The organism is Cupriavidus sp. CuC1, assembly GCF_044627735.1.
Taxonomy (GTDB): domain Bacteria; phylum Pseudomonadota; class Gammaproteobacteria; order Burkholderiales; family Burkholderiaceae; genus Cupriavidus; species Cupriavidus ulmosensis.
The window spans coordinates 41,910-60,409 of record NZ_JBIUHC010000028.1 but is presented as its reverse complement, the minus strand read 5'-3'; the positions used below and the strand labels follow the sequence as shown (position 1 = coordinate 60,409).

15 protein-coding genes and 1 pseudogene are annotated in these 18,500 nt (G+C 66.3%); 10 read left to right on the top strand and 6 right to left on the bottom strand.

Annotated elements, in window-relative coordinates; translation table 11 throughout:
* Positions 1 to 73: 73 nt before the first annotated feature.
* The gene (locus ACGLHR_RS14770) at positions 74 to 619 is read right to left on the bottom strand and encodes a MarR family winged helix-turn-helix transcriptional regulator (protein WP_400094743.1); all 546 of its coding nucleotides are present in this window, start codon (positions 617 to 619) and stop codon (positions 74 to 76) included.
* Between the two features lie 549 nt (positions 620 to 1,168).
* Here ACGLHR_RS14770 and phnN point away from each other — a divergent pair.
* The 6 genes from phnN (at position 1,169) to ACGLHR_RS14740 (ending at position 8,414) form a co-directional block, all read left to right on the top strand.
* Positions 1,169 to 3,208, top strand: a complete 2,040-nt coding sequence (gene phnN, locus ACGLHR_RS14765) for a phosphonate metabolism protein/1,5-bisphosphokinase (PRPP-forming) PhnN (protein ID WP_400094772.1) — start codon at positions 1,169 to 1,171, stop codon at positions 3,206 to 3,208.
* 71 nt (positions 3,209 to 3,279) lie between these two features.
* A complete protein-coding gene (locus ACGLHR_RS14760; RefSeq protein WP_400094741.1) occupies positions 3,280 to 4,272 on the top strand; it encodes a tripartite tricarboxylate transporter substrate binding protein in 993 nt (330 codons plus the stop codon).
* Positions 4,273 to 4,472: 200 nt separating this feature from the next.
* On the top strand, positions 4,473 to 5,597 hold the full coding sequence (locus tag ACGLHR_RS14755) for a porin (RefSeq protein WP_400094739.1): 1,125 nt from the start codon (positions 4,473 to 4,475) through the stop codon (positions 5,595 to 5,597).
* A 275-nt stretch (positions 5,598 to 5,872) separates the two neighbouring features.
* Positions 5,873 to 6,178, top strand: coding sequence for a ferrous iron transport protein A (locus tag ACGLHR_RS14750; protein WP_400094738.1), 306 nt, complete (start codon positions 5,873 to 5,875; stop codon positions 6,176 to 6,178).
* A gap of 19 nt (positions 6,179 to 6,197) precedes the next feature.
* Positions 6,198 to 8,075: a ferrous iron transport protein B gene (gene feoB / locus ACGLHR_RS14745; protein ID WP_400094736.1), complete on the top strand. Its 1,878-nt coding sequence runs from the start codon at positions 6,198 to 6,200 to the stop codon at positions 8,073 to 8,075.
* An 18-nt stretch (positions 8,076 to 8,093) separates the two neighbouring features.
* Positions 8,094 to 8,414, top strand: a complete 321-nt coding sequence (locus ACGLHR_RS14740) for a DUF6587 family protein (RefSeq protein ID WP_400094734.1) — start codon at positions 8,094 to 8,096, stop codon at positions 8,412 to 8,414.
* 270 nt (positions 8,415 to 8,684) lie between these two features.
* Here the strand turns inward: ACGLHR_RS14740 and ACGLHR_RS14735 are convergent, their stop codons facing one another.
* Complete coding sequence (locus ACGLHR_RS14735; protein ID WP_400094732.1) at positions 8,685 to 10,040, bottom strand: hypothetical protein; 1,356 nt, start codon at positions 10,038 to 10,040, stop codon at positions 8,685 to 8,687.
* Between the two features lie 778 nt (positions 10,041 to 10,818).
* Between ACGLHR_RS14735 and leuA the strand changes: the two genes are divergently transcribed.
* Positions 10,819 to 12,516 (top strand): 2-isopropylmalate synthase, encoded by a 1,698-nt coding sequence (gene leuA, locus ACGLHR_RS14730; protein WP_400094771.1) that lies wholly within the window; start codon positions 10,819 to 10,821, stop codon positions 12,514 to 12,516.
* Between the two features lie 384 nt (positions 12,517 to 12,900).
* On the top strand, positions 12,901 to 13,545 hold the full coding sequence (locus ACGLHR_RS14725) for an OmpW family protein (RefSeq protein ID WP_400094730.1): 645 nt from the start codon (positions 12,901 to 12,903) through the stop codon (positions 13,543 to 13,545).
* Positions 13,546 to 13,607: 62 nt separating this feature from the next.
* Here ACGLHR_RS14725 and ACGLHR_RS14720 read toward each other — a convergent pair whose 3' ends face one another.
* Entirely contained in the window at positions 13,608 to 14,303 is a 696-nt protein-coding gene (locus tag ACGLHR_RS14720; RefSeq protein ID WP_400094728.1) for an HD-GYP domain-containing protein, read from the bottom strand.
* A gap of 169 nt (positions 14,304 to 14,472) precedes the next feature.
* Positions 14,473 to 15,969 carry an AMP nucleosidase gene (locus ACGLHR_RS14715; protein WP_400094726.1) on the bottom strand — a complete coding sequence of 499 codons (1,497 nt, stop codon included), beginning with the start codon at positions 15,967 to 15,969 and terminating at the stop codon, positions 14,473 to 14,475.
* A 173-nt stretch (positions 15,970 to 16,142) separates the two neighbouring features.
* Here ACGLHR_RS14715 and ACGLHR_RS14710 point away from each other — a divergent pair, with 173 nt between their 5' ends.
* Both ACGLHR_RS14710 and ACGLHR_RS14705 read left to right on the top strand, forming a co-directional pair.
* Positions 16,143 to 16,532 carry a GNAT family N-acetyltransferase gene (locus ACGLHR_RS14710; protein WP_318231458.1) on the top strand — a complete coding sequence of 130 codons (390 nt, stop codon included), beginning with the start codon at positions 16,143 to 16,145 and terminating at the stop codon, positions 16,530 to 16,532.
* Between the two features lie 55 nt (positions 16,533 to 16,587).
* Positions 16,588 to 17,022, top strand: a complete 435-nt coding sequence (locus ACGLHR_RS14705) for an EamA family transporter (RefSeq protein WP_318231459.1) — start codon at positions 16,588 to 16,590, stop codon at positions 17,020 to 17,022.
* Positions 17,023 to 17,055: 33 nt separating this feature from the next.
* On the opposite strand, the pseudogene ACGLHR_RS14700 reads toward ACGLHR_RS14705, so the two are convergent.
* Positions 17,056 to 17,430: pseudogene (locus tag ACGLHR_RS14700) on the bottom strand (MBL fold metallo-hydrolase); the annotation flags it as partial.
* Entirely contained in the window at positions 17,431 to 18,024 is a 594-nt protein-coding gene (locus ACGLHR_RS14695) for a hypothetical protein (RefSeq protein WP_400094769.1), read from the bottom strand. It abuts the pseudogene before it with no gap.
* Positions 18,025 to 18,500: the final 476 nt, after the last annotated feature.

The window sequence follows — 18,500 nt, the reverse complement described above, 5'->3', positions numbered from 1 at the left end:
CTTTGACGCGCGCCGGGCTGCTTGCCTCGCGCGCTTTTTTCATTCTGCGCTCGCCACCAGCGCCAGCACTGGCTCAAAGATCCGCCAGCAGCCGCCCCAGCTCGCGCGTTGACGGCACGCGCCGTGCCGTGCCTTCTGCCTGCGCCTCGTCCTTGGCCAGGTTGCGGGTGATGGCGATCAGCACCTTGCGCGCGGTCGCGACCTCCTCGGCGGATACCCCCTCCACGCTGATCTCATTGACCTCCTCGGCCAGCGGCACCAGCTTGCGCTTGAGGGCGCGGCCCGTCTTGGTCAGGAATACATGGACATTCTTCTTGTTGCCGGGCAGATGGGTGCGCTCGATATAGCCCAGCGCCTCCAGCGCCTTGACCGCGGCGAACGTGGTCGGCTCCGTGACCCCCGCCAGGTCGCTCAGCTCGCGCTGCGACAAACCGTCGTGATCCCAGAGGATCCGCAGGATGGTCCAGTGTCCGTAGGAAACCGTATGTTCGGCCAGGCGCATTTGCAGGGCGCGGATATAGGCCCGGGCAGCGTCCTTCACCATATGCGCCAGGCGCTCGTTGGCGATGTCGCCCGCCGGGGCGGGCACCTGCGATTCAGTCGGTTTTGAAGTGGCCATATGACGGTGTGGGAGTCCTTGTCGGCGCCGGCCATGCCTGCGCCCGATGATGGAAAACATCATAACGCGTTAGCAAAGCTGCCGCCTGCTCCGTCACGTCCACCTCCCGCCGGGTGTTCGCCGGCTAATCATTTCTTTTGCGGGCTAATGTAGTGCTCACTACATCAGTGCGAGCTTGCGCCACGACGATGCGGCAAGACACCGCGAGAGGGATTTCCCTGCTAGACATGGCTGGAATTCCTGCCACAGCCCGTGGATACGGCCCTTTCCAGCCATGGCCTGACTCTTGCATATTCTTAGATGTCGAACTTATCTTGACAAGGTTTCATCAGGTGCTAGCATTGCCTTTGTGCTTCGATATCTAAGCATATTGCCAGAGGACGTACGAGACACAGTCGACGAAATGGGACGAAGAGAAAGAAGAGGATGGCCATGAAAAACCCCGAGACCTGGAACGACACATGCGCAAGCAGCCTGGAAGACTCCCGCTATCTGAACCGCGCCGGGCCATCGGCTTTGGTAGCGGTCCCCACCACGCCGGATAAGCCCATGCAAGCTGCCGGCACTTTCTTCCTCGTGGTTGGCCCCAGCGGCGCGGGCAAGGACTCGCTGATGGACGGCGCCAGGGCGGCGCTGCTGGCCGATCCGCGCTATGTGTTTGCCAGGCGCGTCATCACCCGGCCAACAGGCTCGCCGGGCGAGGATCACGAGGGCGTGACGCAGACCGAGTTCGCGGCGCGCGAGACGGCCAACGCCTTCCTGATCACCTGGGCGGCGCATGGCTTGCGCTATGGGCTGCCGGCCAGTTTGCTGGATGAACTGGAGCGCGGCCGGCATGTCGTCGCCAACGGCTCGCGCGGCATTGCTGCCGCGCTGGCGGGCCAGCTGCGCAATTTCGTCGTCATCCACGTCACGGCGCCGCTGCACGTGCTGGCGCAGCGCATTGCCGCGCGCGGACGGGAGTCCGGCGACGCGGTGCTGCGCAGGCTGGAGCGCATGCCCGATCCGATTCCCGCCGGCGTGGCGAGCGTCACCGTATCGAACGACGCGGCCATGGAGGTGGGCATCGCGCGCTTCCTGGAAGCGCTGCGCACGGCATCGACACCGCTCAAGGCCAGACGCATGCCAATCTGCGCCGGCGACGCGCACATTGCCTATGTGTCGCCCGCCGTTGGCGCGCGCCACGCTCGCATGGCCGTGCGCTCGGGAAAGACCGAGATCCCCGCGGCCTTGCATGTGGTCGAGAGCCCGGGCTTGCTGCAGGACGAAGAGATCGGCCTGTCCGATGCCCTCTTCGAGCGCCTGGGCGTCGCGCCCGGCAACACCGTGCGCCTGCGCCAGATTCCCGGCCCCGTCAGCCGCGATGTGCTGCGCAAGAAGCTGCGCGGCGACGCCTTGAGCGAAGCGGAGTACGAAGCCGTGCTGCGCGATGCGGTGGAGGGACGCTATACGGAAATCGAGCTGACCGCGTTCCTGGTGGCTGCCTCGCAGCACCTCACCGATGCGGAAGTAGTGGGCGTGGCCCGTGCCCGCGCGCGCTTTGCCCGCAGGATCGACTGGGACGAGCCCATCGTGGTGGACAAGCACTCCATGGGCGGCGTGCCGGGCAGCCGCATCACGCTGATCGTGGTGCCGATCGTCGCGGCGTTCGGGCTCGCGATGCCCAAGACCTCGTCGCGGGCGATCACCTCCGCGGCCGGCACCGCGGAGGCCATGGAGACGGTGGCGCGCGTGGACCTGGACATCGACGACGTGCGCCGCTGCGTGGCGCAGGCACGGGCCTGCATTGCCTGGAACGGCCGCCTCAATCACTCGGCCATCGACGATGTGATGAATGCCATCACGCGCCCGCTCGGGCTCGACGCCAACCGGTGGTCGGTGGCGTCCATCCTCTCCAAAAAATACACCGCGGGGTCGACCCACGTGATCGTCGACCTGCCCTTCGGCCCGCAAGCGAAGCTCAAGTCGCAAGCCGAAGCGCAAGCCCTGGGCGCCTTGTTCGAAGACGTGGGCGCAGGGCTGGGCATGCGGGTGCGCGCGTTCGCGACGGACGGCAGCAAACCCATCGGGCGCGGCGTGGGCCCGGCGCTGGAAGTGCGCGATGTGCTGCAGGTACTCAACGGCAGCCCCGAGGCGCCCGCGGACCTGCGCGAGAAGGCCTTGTTCTTTGCCGGGCAGATTCTTGCGTTCGACCCGACCGTGGGCTCCCCCGCCGAGGGGCGGCGGATTGCGGGCGAATTGCTCGCCTGCGGGGCCGCAAGCGCCGCATTCGACCGGATCGTGGCCGCACAGGGCGCAAGGGCAGCGCCGGATGCACCGGGCAACCATCTCCACATCGTGCCCGCCAGCGCGGCCGGCGTGGTCGCGGACATCGACGGCTTTGCCATCGCCGGCATTGCGCGCAGCGCCGGCGCGCCGCGCCGGCCGGGCGCCGGCGTGGACCTGTTGTGCACGGTGGGAGACCGGCTCGTTGCCGGGCAACCGCTGTTCAGGATCCACGCCGAGGCCACCGGCGACCTCGAGGCAGCAGTGCGGGCCAACGCGGCGGCTGAACTATCCGGCCCACCGATTCGCATCAGGCCGGACTAGCAGCGGCGCCCATGCACGCCGCCTGCACTGCCACCCTGATCTATCATTTCCTTTAACCGATGAGGCAACAAATGACATCCTTATCCGTGGTACGCAGTCTCGCATCGATCTCCTTGCTGGGGGCCACGCTGTTCGGCATGCCCGCGCAGGCGAGCGCCAATATCGGCGGCGACTTTCCACAAAAGCCGATCCGGCTGGTTGTGACGTTCCCGGCGGGCGGGGGAACCGACACGCTGGCGCGGGTGATCGGCACGGAGGTGGGCCGCAGCCTGGGCCAGCCCGTGGTGGTCGACAACCGGCCCGGCGCCAGCGGCAATATCGGCGCCGAGTTCGTCGCCAAGAGCCCGTCGGACGGCTACACCTTGCTGGTGGTCAACAGCAGCTTTGCCATCAACCCCGGCGTGTTCCGCAACCTGCAGTTCGATCCGGGCAAGGACTTCAGCGCGGTGATCTCGGTGGCGTCCGTGCCGTCCGTCATCGCGGTGCCCGTCTCATCGAAGATCCAGACGTTCAATGACCTGCTGGCAGCCGGGCGCTCGGGCAAGCCGCCGACCTATGCCTCCTGCGGCAACGGCACGCCCCAGCACCTTGCCGGCGAGCTGCTCAAGATCTCGGCCAAGATCGATCTGCTGCACGTGCCTTACAAGGGTTGCGCCCCGGCGCTAGCGGATGTGCTGGGCGGCCAGGCCGACGTCAGCATCAACACGCTCAGCAACACGGTGCCTTACCTGAAGGCCAACAAGCTGCGCGCGCTGGCCGTCACCTCCAAGAGCCGATCACCGCTGCTGCCCGACGTGGCCTCGGTGAGCGAGCTTGGAGTCAGTGGCTATGACGTCGACCAATGGTTCGGCATCCTGGCCCCGGCGCATACGCCGCCGGAAATCGTGCAGAAGCTCAATGCGGCCATCGCCAAGGCCGTCGCCAAGCCGGAGGTCAGGGCCAATCTCGCCCAACTGGGATTTGCTACCGCCAGCAGCACCCCGGCGGAGTTCCAGAAAGTGGTGAACACCGACATCGAGCGCTGGAAGAAGCTCGCCGCGCAGATCGGCCTGCGGGTCGACTAAGGCCCACGGCTCGCTAACGCCGGCCAGGGTCCGCCAAGACCCGCGGGGCAGCCACGCCAGGCGCCTGGCAACGCACGCCACCCGCTCCCCCCAATCCATTCGCAGCACCGCTACGCCACGGCCGTCAACGGTCCCGTGCGACCGCTTGCGCCTTGCGTTTGCCCCTGCCGTAAGGAAACCACATGAAGGAGATGAAGGTAATGATAGTAGTGAAGGTAGTGAAAGACATCCACCGCCTGACGCTTGGCTACGCGCTTGCCGTCACCACACTCGCGCTGACCGCACCCGCTTGGGCGCAGTCCAGCCTGGTGCTCTATGGCGTCGCCGACGTCGGCATCGAATACCTCTCGCACGCCGACGCCAGTGGCAACGCCCTCACAAGAATGGCTTCGGGCAACCTGTCCGGCTCGCGCTGGGGATTGCGCGGCACGGAAGACCTCGGCGGCGGCACCAGCGCGCTGTTCGTGCTCGAGAGCGGCTTCGACATCGACGCGGGCACGCTGGGCCAGGCCGGCCGGCTGTTCGGGCGGCAGGCCTACACCGGCCTGAACACGCCCTACGGGCGGATCACGGCGGGCCACCAGAACAACCTGCTCTACGACATCCTGATCAGCTACGACGCCATGGCCATCGCGCCGCGGTACTCGGCGTTCCTGATGGATAGCGCCCTGGCGGGACGCTATGACAACGCCGCCAAGTACGTAGGGAAGTTCGGCGGGCTGACGGCAAGCGCGATGTACGCGTTCGCGCGCGGCACCTCCGTGACGAGCGGCACCACCAGCACCATCACGGGCGAGACCGCCGGCAACGCGCGCAACGACCGCGCCTGGAGCGCCGCGCTGGAATACACCACGGGCAACGCCGGGGCCACGGTCATCTACGACCAGCAGCAGGGCACCACCGGCCTGGCCGGGCAGAACCCGGCACAACGCGACCGCCGCATCGCCGTGGCTGGCAGCTACGCGTTTGCAAAGGCCAAGGTGTTCGCGGGCTACCGCTGGCTGAGCGGCGACATCGGCAGCACCGCCACCGTGGCGGCTCGCAGGAACGACCTGTTCTGGCTAGGTGCGAGCTATGCGTTCACGCCCGCCCTGACGCTGAGTGCGTCGGCCTATGTGATGAACGACAAGCGCAGCGCGCAGGATCCCTGGAGCCTCGTCGGCACGCTTGACTACGCGCTGTCCAAACGCACCGATGGCTACCTGACGCTCGGCTACGTCAAGAACAAGGACGGCTCGCGCGTCGGCCTGAACGGCATCCAGGCCAGCATCGGCCCGGGCATGAACCAGTTGGGCGTGGTGGCGGGCGTCCGGCACAAGTTCTAGGCAAGCGGGCTGCGGCACCGTGGGCAAGGCGCGGCACCCGCACAGGGTGCCGCTCGTCGGGCGCAACCGAATGTTGCGTGACCTGCGCTTCGGGTGATTGCGGACCGCCAGGATTGTCGTGCGCCATGGATGCGTGCGCGCACTAATAACACAGCGGCTCGAAATCAAAACGCCCGCAGGCAAATCAGCTACAATAGGAACGATTTTCATTTACCAACCCTGGCGTGAGTTTGCCGACCGCGTGCCGTGCCTCGCGCCAACGGACTGGAAGCCACATGCGGTTGTCTGAACTTCCGCGGCGCACCGCCGCTGTCATCGTGTCTATCGACGACAATTCTCTTAACGATCCGGTAGCACGCCGCCTGCGCGAACTCGGCTTTGTGCCGGGCGAAGCCGTACAGGTCATCGCGCTGGGACCGTTCGGCATGGATCCCCTTGTCGCCCAGGTGGGCTTTACCCGGTTTGCATTGCGCCGCGCCGAAGCGGCCCGCATTACCGTGGAGGCGCTCAGCGCTTCCGTCTCCAGCATCACGCCGGCCGCGCAGCCCGACGCGCCCGCCGCCAAACGCTCCGCTGCCTGACCGGGCACCTGCCAAGAATATGTCTGTCGCTACCCCGACTTCCGCTTCCCAGCGTCCCGCATTGCGCGTTGCGCTGGTGGGCAATCCAAATTGCGGCAAGACCGCCCTGTTCAATCGCCTGACCGGCAGCCGCCAGAAGGTGGCCAACTACGCCGGCGTCACCGTCGAGCGCAAGGAAGGCCATTTTGTCTCGCCGGCCGGGCGCCAGGTGCGTGTGCTCGACCTGCCGGGTGCCTATAGCCTGCACGCGGCCAGCCTTGACGAAGCCATCACGCGCGATGTCTGCCTGGGCCAGCGCCCGGGCGAGCCACGCCCGGACCTGCTGGTGTCGGTGGTGGATGCCACCAACCTGCGCTTGCACCTGCGCTTCGTGCTCGAACTGCGCCGCCTGGGCCTGCCGATGGTGCTGGTGCTCAATATGAGCGACGCCGCGGCCAAACGCGGCATCCGCATCGAGCGCGACAAGCTGGCCGCCGCGCTCGGCGTGCCGGTGGTGGAGACCGTGGCGGTCAAGCGCGACGGCGCCGCCAACCTGCTGGCCGCGTTCGACGCCGCCCTGCCGGCGGTGCCGGTCGCCGCGGCCACGACCGAGCTGGCCTCCGACCTGGATGTCCACCAGGAGGTCAAGCGCCTGCTGGATGCGGCCGTCACGATGCCGGAGCGCACCGCCGCGCTGGACGACCGGCTCGACCGCATCCTGCTGCACCCCGTGTTCGGCCTGACGATCCTGGCCGTGCTGCTGTTCCTGATGTTCCAGGCGGTATTCTCGTGGGCCGCGCCGCTGATGGACGGCATCGAGGGCGGCGTGCACTGGTTCGGCGAGATCGTCGGCAGCCACCTGCCCGAGGGCATGCTGCGCAGCCTGCTGGTGGATGGCCTGATCGCCGGCCTGGGCAGCGTGATCGTGTTCCTGCCGCAGATCCTGATCCTGTTCCTGTTCATCCTGACGCTGGAAGAATCCGGCTACCTGCCGCGCGCGGCCTTCCTGCTCGACCGCCTGATGATGGGCGCCGGCTTGTCCGGCCGTTCCTTTATCCCGCTGCTCTCCAGCTTTGCCTGCGCGATTCCCGGCATCATGGCCACGCGCACCATCCAGGACCCGCGCGACCGCATCACCACCATCCTGGTGGCGCCGCTGATGACGTGCTCCGCGCGCCTGCCGGTCTACGCGCTGCTGATCGGCGCCTTCATCCCGACGCGCACGGTGATGGGGCTGTTCAACCTGCAAGGGCTCGTGCTGTTCGTGCTCTACGTGGCGGGCATCGTGAGCGCGCTGGCGGTGGCCTATGTGCTGAAGTATTTCCGCCGCGATCGCACCGACCACCCGCTGATGATGGAACTGCCCTCCTACCGCATCCCCAATCCGCGCGATGTGGCGATCGGCCTGTGGGAGCGTGCCCGCATCTTCCTGTCCCGCGTGGGCAAGGTGATCCTGACGCTGACGGTGCTGCTGTGGTTCCTGGCCACCTTCCCGTCGCCGCCGGACGGCGCCACCGCCCCGGCCATCGATTACAGCTTCGCCGGCATGATCGGCCGGGCGCTTGAGCATGTCTTTGCCCCGATCGGCTTCAATTGGCAGATCTGCATCGCGCTGGTGCCGGGCCTGGCGGCGCGCGAAGTCGCCGTGGGTGCACTGGCCACCGTCTATGCGCTGTCCGGCAGCGAGGACGCCATGGCCAGCCAGCTCGCGCCGATGATCGCCGCGCAATGGTCGCTGGCCACCGCGCTGTCGCTGCTGGCCTGGTACGTGTTCGCGCCGCAGTGCATCTCCACGATGGCGGTGATCCGGCGCGAGACCGGCTCCTGGAAGGTGATGGCCGCCTCGACGGCCTACCTGTTCGGGCTGGGCTACGTGGCCGCCTTTGCCACGTACCACATCACCCTGATGCTGAGCTGAAGCGAGGACTTTGCAGCCATGAGCCTCTACCACGCCGTTGAAACCCTGCTGGTGCCGCTGATCGTGCTGGGCTGCACGATCTCCGTGCTGGCCCGCTATGCACCGCGCACCCGCGAACGGATCAAGGGCGGGCTGGCGGCGCGCCTGGGTGGCACCGCGGCCACCGGCTGGCGCCAGCGCGCGGTGGCCTGGCTGGCACCGCAGGCCGCGGCCGGCTGCGCCAGCGGCTGCGACAGCGGCGGGTGCAATACCTGCGGCTCCGCCACCACCGGCAGCGCCCAGCAAGCGCCGGTCGAACAGGCCAGCGAGCAGGTCATCCGCTTCGTGGCCAAGCGCTGATACGCCCCCAAACCCATCGCGCACCACGTTTTTGATCCACGCAGAAACGGGTACGCTTTGGGTTCGCCGCGCCGGTTCGCCGCGTATTCGGCACCGCCTCCCCCTCTTTCCCTCCTCGTCGATACCTGCGCGCGCGGCACCGGATCAAGCGGCCGTCCGGGGACGGACCATTTAAAACACACAGAGATAGGCGCGAGCAGATACAACGACGCCCGGCAGGAACACATGCCGGGCGTCGCATTAAGGCTCAGGCAAAAGCAGGGCGCTACATCAGCTCACCGTTCCCGGAATCGTGATGGAGATCGGCTGCTGTTCAGGGCCGGCCGTGCAGGTTGCGGTCACTGTGAAATCGCCAAGCGCCAAAGGCGTCACCACGATCTGCGCAGCATTGACGCCACCTGCGAACGATACGTTTGCGCTGCTGGTCCAGCTCCAGCCCGTGCAGTTGAGATAGGCGACATCCGCACCGAAGTTCTTGAGCGTGGCGGTGACGGGAGTCGGCACGGGCAGCGACAGCAGCAGCTTGAGCGGTTGTGGCCCGTTGTAGACCAGCGCCCACTTCGGCTGCTCCGTCACCGTCAGGCTGGCGTTGGGCGTGAGCGCGATCTTGCTGCTGGCCGCGGTCACCTGCAGCAGGCTCTGCACGGTGGGCGTGCCGATCACGATGCTGGTGCTCAACGTGGCCTGCCGCGTGGCCGGGTTCGCTGCGACGGAAAGCGTTGGCGAGGTGGTGGCGTAGCTCCAGGTGCCGTCGAAATCCGCGGTGGAATCATACGAATCGCTGCGGATCACGCGAGCGTTGAAGACCTGCGGATAGCCGTTGAGCACCGACAGCGCGTTGATGGGCACGCCCCCTTGCGAGAGCTCGAGCCGATAGGTGTAGCCAGTGTTCTTCTGCACCGTCACCAGCATCTGCCCGCTGACAGCAATGCCGTTGGGCGCGGTGACCGAGACCGTGACCGTGCCGACCGCTGCGGTGGTATCCGAGCTGTTGACGCCTGTGAGCGATGCCGTGTTCTGCGCGGCACTGACCTGCACGTTGCTGATCGAGCTGGCCCAGGCCCAGTCGTGCACGGCCCCGCTGACGTCGCTGCCATTGCCATCGACCAGCGTCGCCTTGACCGGCTGCACCTGCCCGTCAACCAGCGACAAGACCGGATTCGACAGTGCCAGGTTGTAGCTGACCGAGGCGGGCTGCACGGCTATCGTCGCGGTTTGCGCGGGTAGCTGCGTGGTGCTGTTGTCCGCCGCCTTGACGGTGGCCACCACCTGGATGGTGGCCGTGCCCACCGCCACGCCCGTGATGGTGGCGCTGCCGCTTGCGGCCGGCACCACGGTGGCGATGGTGTTGCTGGACGAGGTCCAGGCAAAGGCGCTGGACGACGTCACGTCCGCTCCCTTGCTGTCCACGACCGAGGCTGACATCGAGATGCTGCGGCCCACCCCGACCTGTCCCGAGGTCATCGTGAGCGTCACCGAGTATTTCACCGGGGTGGTATTCGTCGCGGTGCTCGCGGTGGTGGGCGATGCAGCGCCCGAGCCGCCACCGCCGCCGCCGCAGCCCGCCATCAGCAATGCCATGGCGGCGCAGGCCAGCCATGCTGGCCACCTCTTGGTGTTTCTCATGATGTCTCCCCGTATGGCGTTAAATCCCGGGGCCCCTGCCGACAGAAGCTCAAGCAAGGCACCGCTGGCCAGACTCGTTATGTTTGCGCGACCGGACAGGTAAATGGCGGAATTGGGCAGCCGCGTGCTATCTAGGCTAGTCAGGATGTGCACACGGCTGTACCAGCCAGACGGCTGAGAGTTCGGCGCTTATGTACGCTCACGCACATCTGGGCTCAGCCACAAGTCCGTGCTGATAGCGAAATGGAGGTGGCTGCCCAACCGGCATTTGGAGGGGGCTCGGCGTGCCCGTCCTTGACGCCCGTTCGCGTTCTCGACTATTCTTGCCGGCTGCCGGCCGCCAAAAGGTGCTCGGCATGCATGACAAGTTATCGACGAACCTTGGTAAGCCGCGTCATCCGCACCGCTTCCCTCACACCGCTCCCCGCTCCCCGCACGCCACGCAATGCACCAAGCCACCTGCTTCCACCGCCACGCCGCCGATGCCTCCAGCATCGCTGCAGCCGCGCGCGTGCCGGCAGCAGGTCGCGCGCTGGGTACCGCCATTGCTCTTGTTGCACCGGCCCTCTCGCCGCGTCTTTCCGCCTCGCTACAGCTAGACCTACTGATCGGTTGCCGGGCCTAGTGCCTAGTGGCAGTTCGGCAGCCTCGCGCCACCCTTTTTCCGCATTAGCTTTCTGACGCCTTCGCTTTTGAGCGTTTCAACGCCTTGGCGATCTTGTGTCTTGTGCCTTGTTTCTTGTCTTGCATCTTCCCGCGAGGAAGGAGAACCGTCATGATGTTGCGCAATCCCGCCACCAAATACCGCCCTGCCACCGCCGTTGATATCGCCGACCGAACCTGGCCCGCCAAGCGCATCGCGCGCGCGCCGATCTGGATGAGCACGGATCTGCGCGATGGCAACCAGGCCCTGATCGAGCCGATGAACCCGCAGCGCAAGCTCCGCTTCTTCGAGCAGCTGGTCAAGATCGGGCTCAAGCAGATCGAGGTGGCGTTCCCCTCGGCCTCGCAGACCGATTTCGATTTCGTGCGGATGCTGATCGAGGAAGACCGCATCCCGGACGACGTGACCATCGTGGTGCTGACGCAGGCCCGCGCGGACCTGATACAGCGCACCATCGAATCCGTGCGCGGCGCCGCGCGCGCCGTGGTGCATCTCTACAACCCGATCGCCCCAGCCTTTCGCCGCATCGTGTTTGGCGCGAGCCGCGAGGAGGTCAAGGAGATCGCGCTGGAGGGCACGCGCCTGATCAAGGCGCTGACCGATGGCATGCCCGAGACGGCATGGAGCTACGAATACTCGCCCGAGACCTTCAGCATGACCGAGCTGGATTTCTCACTCGAGGTTTGCGATGCGGTATCCGCGATCTGGCAGCCGAGCGCAGCCCGCCCGCTCATCCTCAACCTGCCGACCACGGTGGAATGCAGCACGCCCAATATCTTCGCCGACCAGGTCGAATGGATGCACCGGCGTCTTGCACGGCGCAGCGACATCGTGCTGTCGGTCCATCCGCACAATGACCGCGGCACCGCGGTGGCAGCCGCCGAGCTTGCCGTGATGGCCGGCGCCGATCGCGTGGAAGGCTGCCTGTTCGGCAATGGCGAGCGCACCGGCAATGTCGACCTGGTGACGCTGGCGTTGAATCTCTACACGCAGGGCGTGGACCCCGAGCTCGATTTTTCCGATATCGATGAAGTGCGCCAGTGCGAGGAGGATTGCAACCAGCTTCCCGTGCATCCGCGCCACCCGTATGTGGGTGACCTCGTCTTCACGGCCTTCTCCGGCTCGCACCAGGATGCGATTCGCAAGGGCTTCACGCAGCAGAAGGCGGATGCCATCTGGGAAGTGCCTTACCTGCCGATCGACCCCGCCGACCTTGGCCGTAGCTACGATGCGGTGATCCGGGTGAACAGCCAGTCCGGCAAGGGCGGCATGGCTTACCTGCTGGAACAGGTGCACGGCATCTATATGCCGCGCCGCCTGCAGATCGAGTTCAGCCGCGCGGTGCAGTCGATGACCGATGAGAGCGGGCTCGAAGCCAGCGCCGATGACTTGTATGGCTTGTTCAAGCGCGAATATCTCGAACACGAGGCGCCGCTGCGCTATATGGGCCACCAGATGGTGTCCGACAGCGGCGGCCAGGTTGAGATCGAAGTGGCATTGCTGCGCGATGGCGAGCCCGTGGGCGCGCGCGGCCGGGGCAACGGCCCGATCGATGCGTTCGTCAGCGGCCTCAAAGGCGCGCTGGACATGCCGGTGCGCGTGATGGATTACCACGAGCACGCGCTGTCGTCCGGCGCCAATGCTGCCGCGGCCTGCTATGTGGAAGTGCGGGTAGGAGACTCCGCCACTGGCTTCGGCGCCGGCATCGACGCCAATATCGTCACGGCGTCGCTCAAGGCCGTGGTGTCGGGTGTGAACCGCCACCTGCGTGCCGCCAGCCAGTCGCCTCGCGAGGAAGCCCTGGCCGATTGATGCCGGCCGCGCCCGGGCCTAACGTCTCGGCGCAGAAAAACCGGTGTGCCCCGCCCCCACGGGGCACACCCGGAAAGACGCCCTTGCGGGACGCCCACGACATGCTCTTGGCTTGACTGTGTGCACAGCGTAAGGCGCGCGCACGCTTGTCTGCCACGAATATTTGCGCATGTCCTTAGAAGCCCGGCCCGGGATTGGAAATGCGAAAGATGGCTGCGCGGCGCGTGCGCAACCAGTGCAACGCGCACCGGGTACTGTCGCAAGGCCACGACGCATGCACATGTGCGCGCCACCGATGCCCATCTTCTTGCTCTCGGTCAAGGCTCGACCGGAAGCGCTCCGCCAAACTGTGCGTGAAGTTTCCTGAAACACGAGCCAACCATCATGAACAAGCGCCTGCTTACCCGCCTATCCAACACCGCCATCGCCACCCTTGCCGTGCTCGGCGCCGTTGCCGCAGCGCCCGCCGCCGCTGCCGATGACGCGCAGGGCAACTGGATGGTGCGCCTGCGCGGCACCTATCTCGACATGGCCGGCAAGTCCGACCCGATCGGCGGCGTTGGCGCCTCGGACCGCATCACGGTCAACAACAAGTGGATTCCGGAACTCGATGTCACCTACTTCTTCACGCCGCACATCGCTGCCGAACTGGTGCTGACCGTGCCGCAGAAGCAGAACGTCTACCTGGATGGCAACAAGATCGGCTCCTTCACCCATCTGCCGCCGACACTGCTGGTGCAATATCACTTCATGCCCAACGGCACCTTCCGCCCGTATGTCGGCGCCGGCCTGAACTTCACGCGCATCTGGGGCGCGGACATTGCCAGCAATTCGCTGACGCTCGATAGCTGGAGCGTGGCTCCCGCGCTGCAGGTCGGCATGGATTACAAGCTCACCAAGAACTGGTTCCTGAATGCCGACATCAAGAAGGTTTGGCTGTCGAGCGATGTCAAGGCGGCCGGCGTGAAGGTCTCGAACGTGAGCCTGGATCCCTGGCTGTTCAGCATGGGCGTGGGCTACCGCTTCTGACGAAACGCGGTACAGCGCGCCACGGCGCACCACGGCACAACGCACGCGCGGCAGATCCCGCGTCAGGCCCTGGCTTGACGCGGGATCTGCCGCAATACGTCCCGATTCAAGCCGTAGAAGCGCGCGACCACGGCCATCTCGGAGCCGGCGGACAGCAGCGCCTGCGCTGAACGCCGGCTGCGCAATATCACCGGAACATTGGCGAGGAAGACGCGCGCCACGTCCGGGTCGAAATGCGTGCCGGATCCTGCCGAGATGATGGACAACGCATCGTCGTCCGTCATGCCGGGGCGATAGCAGCGCGACTCGGTCATGGCGTCGAACACGTCGGCGACGGCCACGATACGCGCGGCTAGCGGAATCTCATTGCCTGCCAGGCCACATGGGTAGCCGGTACCGTCAAAGCGCTCGTGGTGATGATGCGCGACTTGCGATGCAAGCCGAATCAGCGCGTGGGCGCTGCCGGCAAGTATGTTGGCGCCGATCTCGGCATGCCGCTCGATCACCTGCCGCTCCTCGGGGAGCAGCTTGCCAGGCTTGAGCAGTACGGCATCGGGGATGGCGAGCTTGCCAACGTCATGCACCGGCGTGGCGAGCCGTATGCGCTCGCAGTGCGCCGCATCCAGCCCCACCAGATCCGCAAGGCATGCCGCGATCGTCGCGGTGCGAACCAGATGGCCCGATGCATGCGGATAGCGCAGGCAGCCGGCAAGCGTCAGGCTGGCCAGCGTAACAACCGCATGGTGATTCTTAGTCATTGTGCTAAAGCGGGGCGAAGCGCGCGATTCTATGCCTGCCGGGGCCTATCGCCAATAGCTGATGGCGTTCTGCCTTCGTGGCCACGCGCTCGCCTGCCTCGGTCCCCCTGAGGGGAGAGCGAGTGACAGCCGTCGTCATTGCAGACGGTTCTGGCGTATCCTGTCGAGCCTAACGGAACGCCGGCTCGTCGAAGCTGCGCAACTTACGCGAGTGCAGCTGCTCGGCCCCTCCTTCGCGCAAGATACGAATCGCCTCCAGCCCGATCGACATATGCTGACTCACCCGCTGCCGATAGAACGCATTGGCCATGCCGCGCAGCTTGAGCTCACCATGCAGCGGCTTGTCGGACACGCATAGCAAGGTGCCGTAGGGCACGCGCAGCCGGAAGCCGTTGGCCGCAACCGTGGCGCTCTCCATGTCGATGGCAATCGCGCGCGACTGGTTGAAGCGGGCGTACAGCGCCTTGGACTTGAGTTCCCAGTTGCGGTCGTCGGTGGAGACCACGGTGCCGGTGCGCATGCGGGTCTTCATCTCGTTGCCGGACAAACCCGTCACGCGTACCACGGCCTCTTGCAGCGCGACCTGGATCTCGGCGATAGGCGGCACCGGCACCCAGGGCGGCAGGTCGTGATCGAGCACGTGGTCGTCCCGCACATAGGCGTGTGCCAGGACGTAATCGCCGAGTTGCTGCGAGCGGCGCAGGCCGCCGCAGTGCCCGACCATCAGCCAGCAATGCGGGCGCAGCACGGCAAGGTGGTCGGTCATGGTCTTGGCGTTGGACGGGCCCACGCCGATATTGACCAGCGTGACGCCAAGCTTGTCCTCGCGCACCAGGTGGTAGGCGGGCATCTGCGGCAGCGCGCGCGGGCGCAGGGCATCGTCGGGCTCGGCCTCGCCGCGCTCTTGCATCACATCGCCGGGTTCGACGAAGCGCACGTGGCCGTCGGCGCCTTGCGCGTCTTCGGCTGCCATCAGCGAGCGGCCGAGCGCGATGAACTCGTCGACGTAGCGCTGGTAGTTGGTAAACAGCACGAAGCGCTGGAAATGCTGGGGCGCGGTGCCGGTGTAGTGATAGAGCCGCTGCAGCGCCAGGTCCACGCGCTCGCCGGGGAACATCGAGAGCGGCCAGGCTTCGCCGGGCACCGGCTCGTAGGTGCCGTTGGCGATGGCGTCGTCGATGCGGCTCAGCTCGGGCAGCACGAACGAGGCCTCGAGCTCGCGCGCCTGGGTGTAGCTGATGTCGGTGGTGGAGGCTTCGATGACAAACGGCAGCGGGATCGGCCGACGGCTCACGCCGACCACCACGGGCACGCGGTGGTAGCGTATCAGGCGCTCGATCTGGTCGCGGTAATAGTCGGCCAGCAGTTCGGGGCGGGTGACCGTGGTGCCGTAGACCCCGGGGTAGGCAACCGTGCCCCAGGATGGCCGGCTGTCGGTGACCATGGTTTCGAGATTGACCGAGATGCCCAGGTAGGGATAGCAGGCATGCGCCGCGGACGGCAGCGGCTGCCCCTGGGCGAAGGCGTCGAAGCGCGCGCGGATCGCGCCAACCGAGGCATCGTAGATTTCACGGATGCGAGCCAGCGCCGCGTCGGCGTCGGAGAACTCGGCCAGCTGATCGGCCGGATGGGCGGAAGAGAAGATCGAGGCATTCATGCGAAACATGATACCCCGCTATAGAGCGGAAGCAACATGGCCTGTCGCAAATTGACGGGCCTTCGCGCGCTCGCTACACTGCCAGCAGTCTTTTTTGCGGCCCCGCGCCGCACTCGCCTCGTGACGCCCTCCATTAGAAGGGAAGCGCCGAGTTGCTGTATCTGCTTGCATGGGGAGCCCCGATGGAAATCCGCAATCTGCTGCCAGAAGAGATCGAGGCGGCCAGACAACTCCTTGCGGCCAACGGGTGGGCCCACCGCGTTGCCAACACGGAGCGCTTCGCCCGGCTGATCGCCAATTCGCAACGGGTGGTGGTGGCGGTCGATAAGGGACAGATCGTCGGTTTCGCGCGGGCGCTGTGCGACGACATCTCCAATGGTTACCTGTCGATGGTCGCGGTGACGCCGAGCCATCGCCGCCGCGGCATCGGCCGCGCGCTGGTGCGCCACATCGTCGGAAACGATCCCGATATCACGTGGGTGCTGCGCGCCGGGCGCTCGTCCGAGGCAGCTTTCTTCGGGCAGCTCGGCTTTGTGCCTTCGCTGGTGGCCATGGAACGCCGGCGCACCTGAGTCCTGCCTGGCGGGCTGGCTTGCCACTCAAACCTTGATCAAGCACAACAACACCTTGGCTTCTTCCACCGGTTGGTTTCATTGGGCGTTGCTGTCGGCCGTATTTGCCGCGCTGACGGCGATCTTCGCCAAGATCGGGCTGGAAGGCATCAACTCGGACCTTGCCACGCTGGTGCGCACGGCGGTGATCATCGTGGTGCTGAGCTTTTTCGTGGTGCTCACGGGCAAGTGGAGCAACCCGCTCGCGCTGTCGCCGCGGACCTGGATCTTTCTTGTGCTCTCCGGACTTGCCACCGGCGCCTCCTGGGTATGTTACTTCCGGGCGCTGAAGATTGGCGATGCCTCGAAGGTGGCTCCGGTGGACAAGCTGAGCCTGCTGCTGGTGGCGGTGTTCGCCGTGATCTTCCTCGGCGAACGCCCCAGCCTGCGCGAGTGGGCCGGCATCGCGCTGGTCGGCGCCGGCGTGCTGGTGCTGGGGTTCAAGCGCTAAGCGGCAACCCCGGCACATCGCGCCGCATCGACACTACCGGTCCGTGCGCAGCGGCCCGTATTCCACCGGCACCCAGGCGTAGCCCTTGCTCTCCACGCGCACACGGCCGATCCCCGGGAACGGCAAGTGAGCGCCCGCCACCCACAGCTTGCCGCGCGCGGCATCGGCGAAGAGCTTCTTGCGCGTATGCACCGCCAGCGTGCTGTCCACATCGAACTCCAGCGCGACCTCCGGGCGGCGGAACTGCACCGCGTGGCTGTGCACGATATCGCCCCACAACAGCAGGCTTTGATTGCCTGACTTGAACAGGTAGCCACGGTGGCCCGGGGTGTGCCCATGCGCCGGCACCGCGCTCAGGCCTGCCACCAGCTTGTCGCCTTCGCCGAAGGTGCGCAGCCGGCCGGAAGATCAACGCTTGTCGTGCGTGGCACCGGACCGCAGGTACGCCAGCACCGGTGCCAACTGTGCCAGTGCCGGAGCCTGCTCGCAAACTTGCGCGGCAGTGCTCCAGGGATAGGGCAGGCGGGCCAGCCAGCCGTCGAGCACCGGCCGCGCGGCATCCGGCGGCATCACTTCCATGGCCTCGATCACGATGGTGAGTGCTTGCACGCGCCGGGCGCCTGCCTGTGCAGAGAATTCCCATGCGTAGCTGCCGCAGCCCACGCGCACGCCACCGCTGGCTTTGTCGGTCATGCCGACCAGCCAGTCGCAACCATAGCGTTGCGCGTCGCCCGCGGGCGGGGCCTCTGCCAGGCAGAACGTATAAACGTTGTCGTAGCTCTGGCCAAAGCGCCGCACCAGCACGTCGCTGATCGCGGCCAGGCCTTCGCTGCGGGCCGGGAACGCGATGGCCTCGGACTTGACCGTCATCTCCAGCGTGGCATCGGCGGCGAAGGCCTGCGCCATCAGGTGGGGGCGGTTCTCATCCTTGGCGCGGATATAGGTGCGGATCAGGGCCTGGGGATCGAGGGAGCCGGGAAGCGTCGATGCGGGTGCGTTCATGCGTGCCTTGCGGGTGCCCGCGGCTGGCCAGAGGCTGCTGCGCGGCAATTGTTGATAGGTTGCCGGCATGGTAGCCCGTCTCTCGCGTCAGCGGCGGCGCGGCCCTCCCGCCAGCAAGGTTGCCAGTGAATGCGCCGGATTCCCCCGGCGGCACCCGCCTGGATAACTTTGTTTCAAGTCCTTTCGTCACGAGCACGTCATCAAGCCGACATAGATTGTGATCTTTCCGCCGCCCGCCCTTACAGGTGGGCGGCAAACAAGAACAACGAACGGGTGAGAGATTGATGATCAAGCGACAGCAATGGGCTGCAGTGGCCTGTAGCCTGGCGCCGCGGCGCTGGGCGGCCTGACGGTGTTCAACGAGACGGAGTTCACGGCGCTTTCGCAGCCGGTGGGCAGCGCCAAGCCCGGCAAGCTGCCGTATGCGGTGGGATACAAGGCGACGCTGGCCCAGTAAGCTGGCCTGGCTGCCTCGC

Excerpts from the sequence above, each read along its gene's own strand:
- ACGLHR_RS14770 (WP_400094743.1), bottom strand. The coding sequence starts at position 619 with ATGGCCACTTCAAAACCGACTGAATCGCAGGTGCCCGCCCCGGCGGGC.
- phnN (WP_400094772.1), top strand. The coding sequence starts at position 1,169 with ATGCAAGCTGCCGGCACTTTCTTCCTCGTGGTTGGCCCCAGCGGCGCG.
- ACGLHR_RS14760 (WP_400094741.1), top strand. The coding sequence starts at position 3,280 with ATGACATCCTTATCCGTGGTACGCAGTCTCGCATCGATCTCCTTGCTG.
- ACGLHR_RS14755 (WP_400094739.1), top strand. The coding sequence starts at position 4,473 with ATGATAGTAGTGAAGGTAGTGAAAGACATCCACCGCCTGACGCTTGGC.
- ACGLHR_RS14750 (WP_400094738.1), top strand. The coding sequence starts at position 5,873 with ATGCGGTTGTCTGAACTTCCGCGGCGCACCGCCGCTGTCATCGTGTCT.
- feoB (WP_400094736.1), top strand. The coding sequence starts at position 6,198 with ATGTCTGTCGCTACCCCGACTTCCGCTTCCCAGCGTCCCGCATTGCGC.
- ACGLHR_RS14740 (WP_400094734.1), top strand. The coding sequence starts at position 8,094 with ATGAGCCTCTACCACGCCGTTGAAACCCTGCTGGTGCCGCTGATCGTG.
- ACGLHR_RS14735 (WP_400094732.1), bottom strand. The coding sequence starts at position 10,040 with ATGAGAAACACCAAGAGGTGGCCAGCATGGCTGGCCTGCGCCGCCATG.
- leuA (WP_400094771.1), top strand. The coding sequence starts at position 10,819 with ATGTTGCGCAATCCCGCCACCAAATACCGCCCTGCCACCGCCGTTGAT.
- ACGLHR_RS14725 (WP_400094730.1), top strand. The coding sequence starts at position 12,901 with ATGAACAAGCGCCTGCTTACCCGCCTATCCAACACCGCCATCGCCACC.
- ACGLHR_RS14720 (WP_400094728.1), bottom strand. The coding sequence starts at position 14,303 with ATGACTAAGAATCACCATGCGGTTGTTACGCTGGCCAGCCTGACGCTT.
- ACGLHR_RS14715 (WP_400094726.1), bottom strand. The coding sequence starts at position 15,969 with ATGTTTCGCATGAATGCCTCGATCTTCTCTTCCGCCCATCCGGCCGAT.
- ACGLHR_RS14710 (WP_318231458.1), top strand. The coding sequence starts at position 16,143 with ATGGAAATCCGCAATCTGCTGCCAGAAGAGATCGAGGCGGCCAGACAA.
- ACGLHR_RS14695 (WP_400094769.1), bottom strand. The coding sequence starts at position 18,024 with ATGAACGCACCCGCATCGACGCTTCCCGGCTCCCTCGATCCCCAGGCC.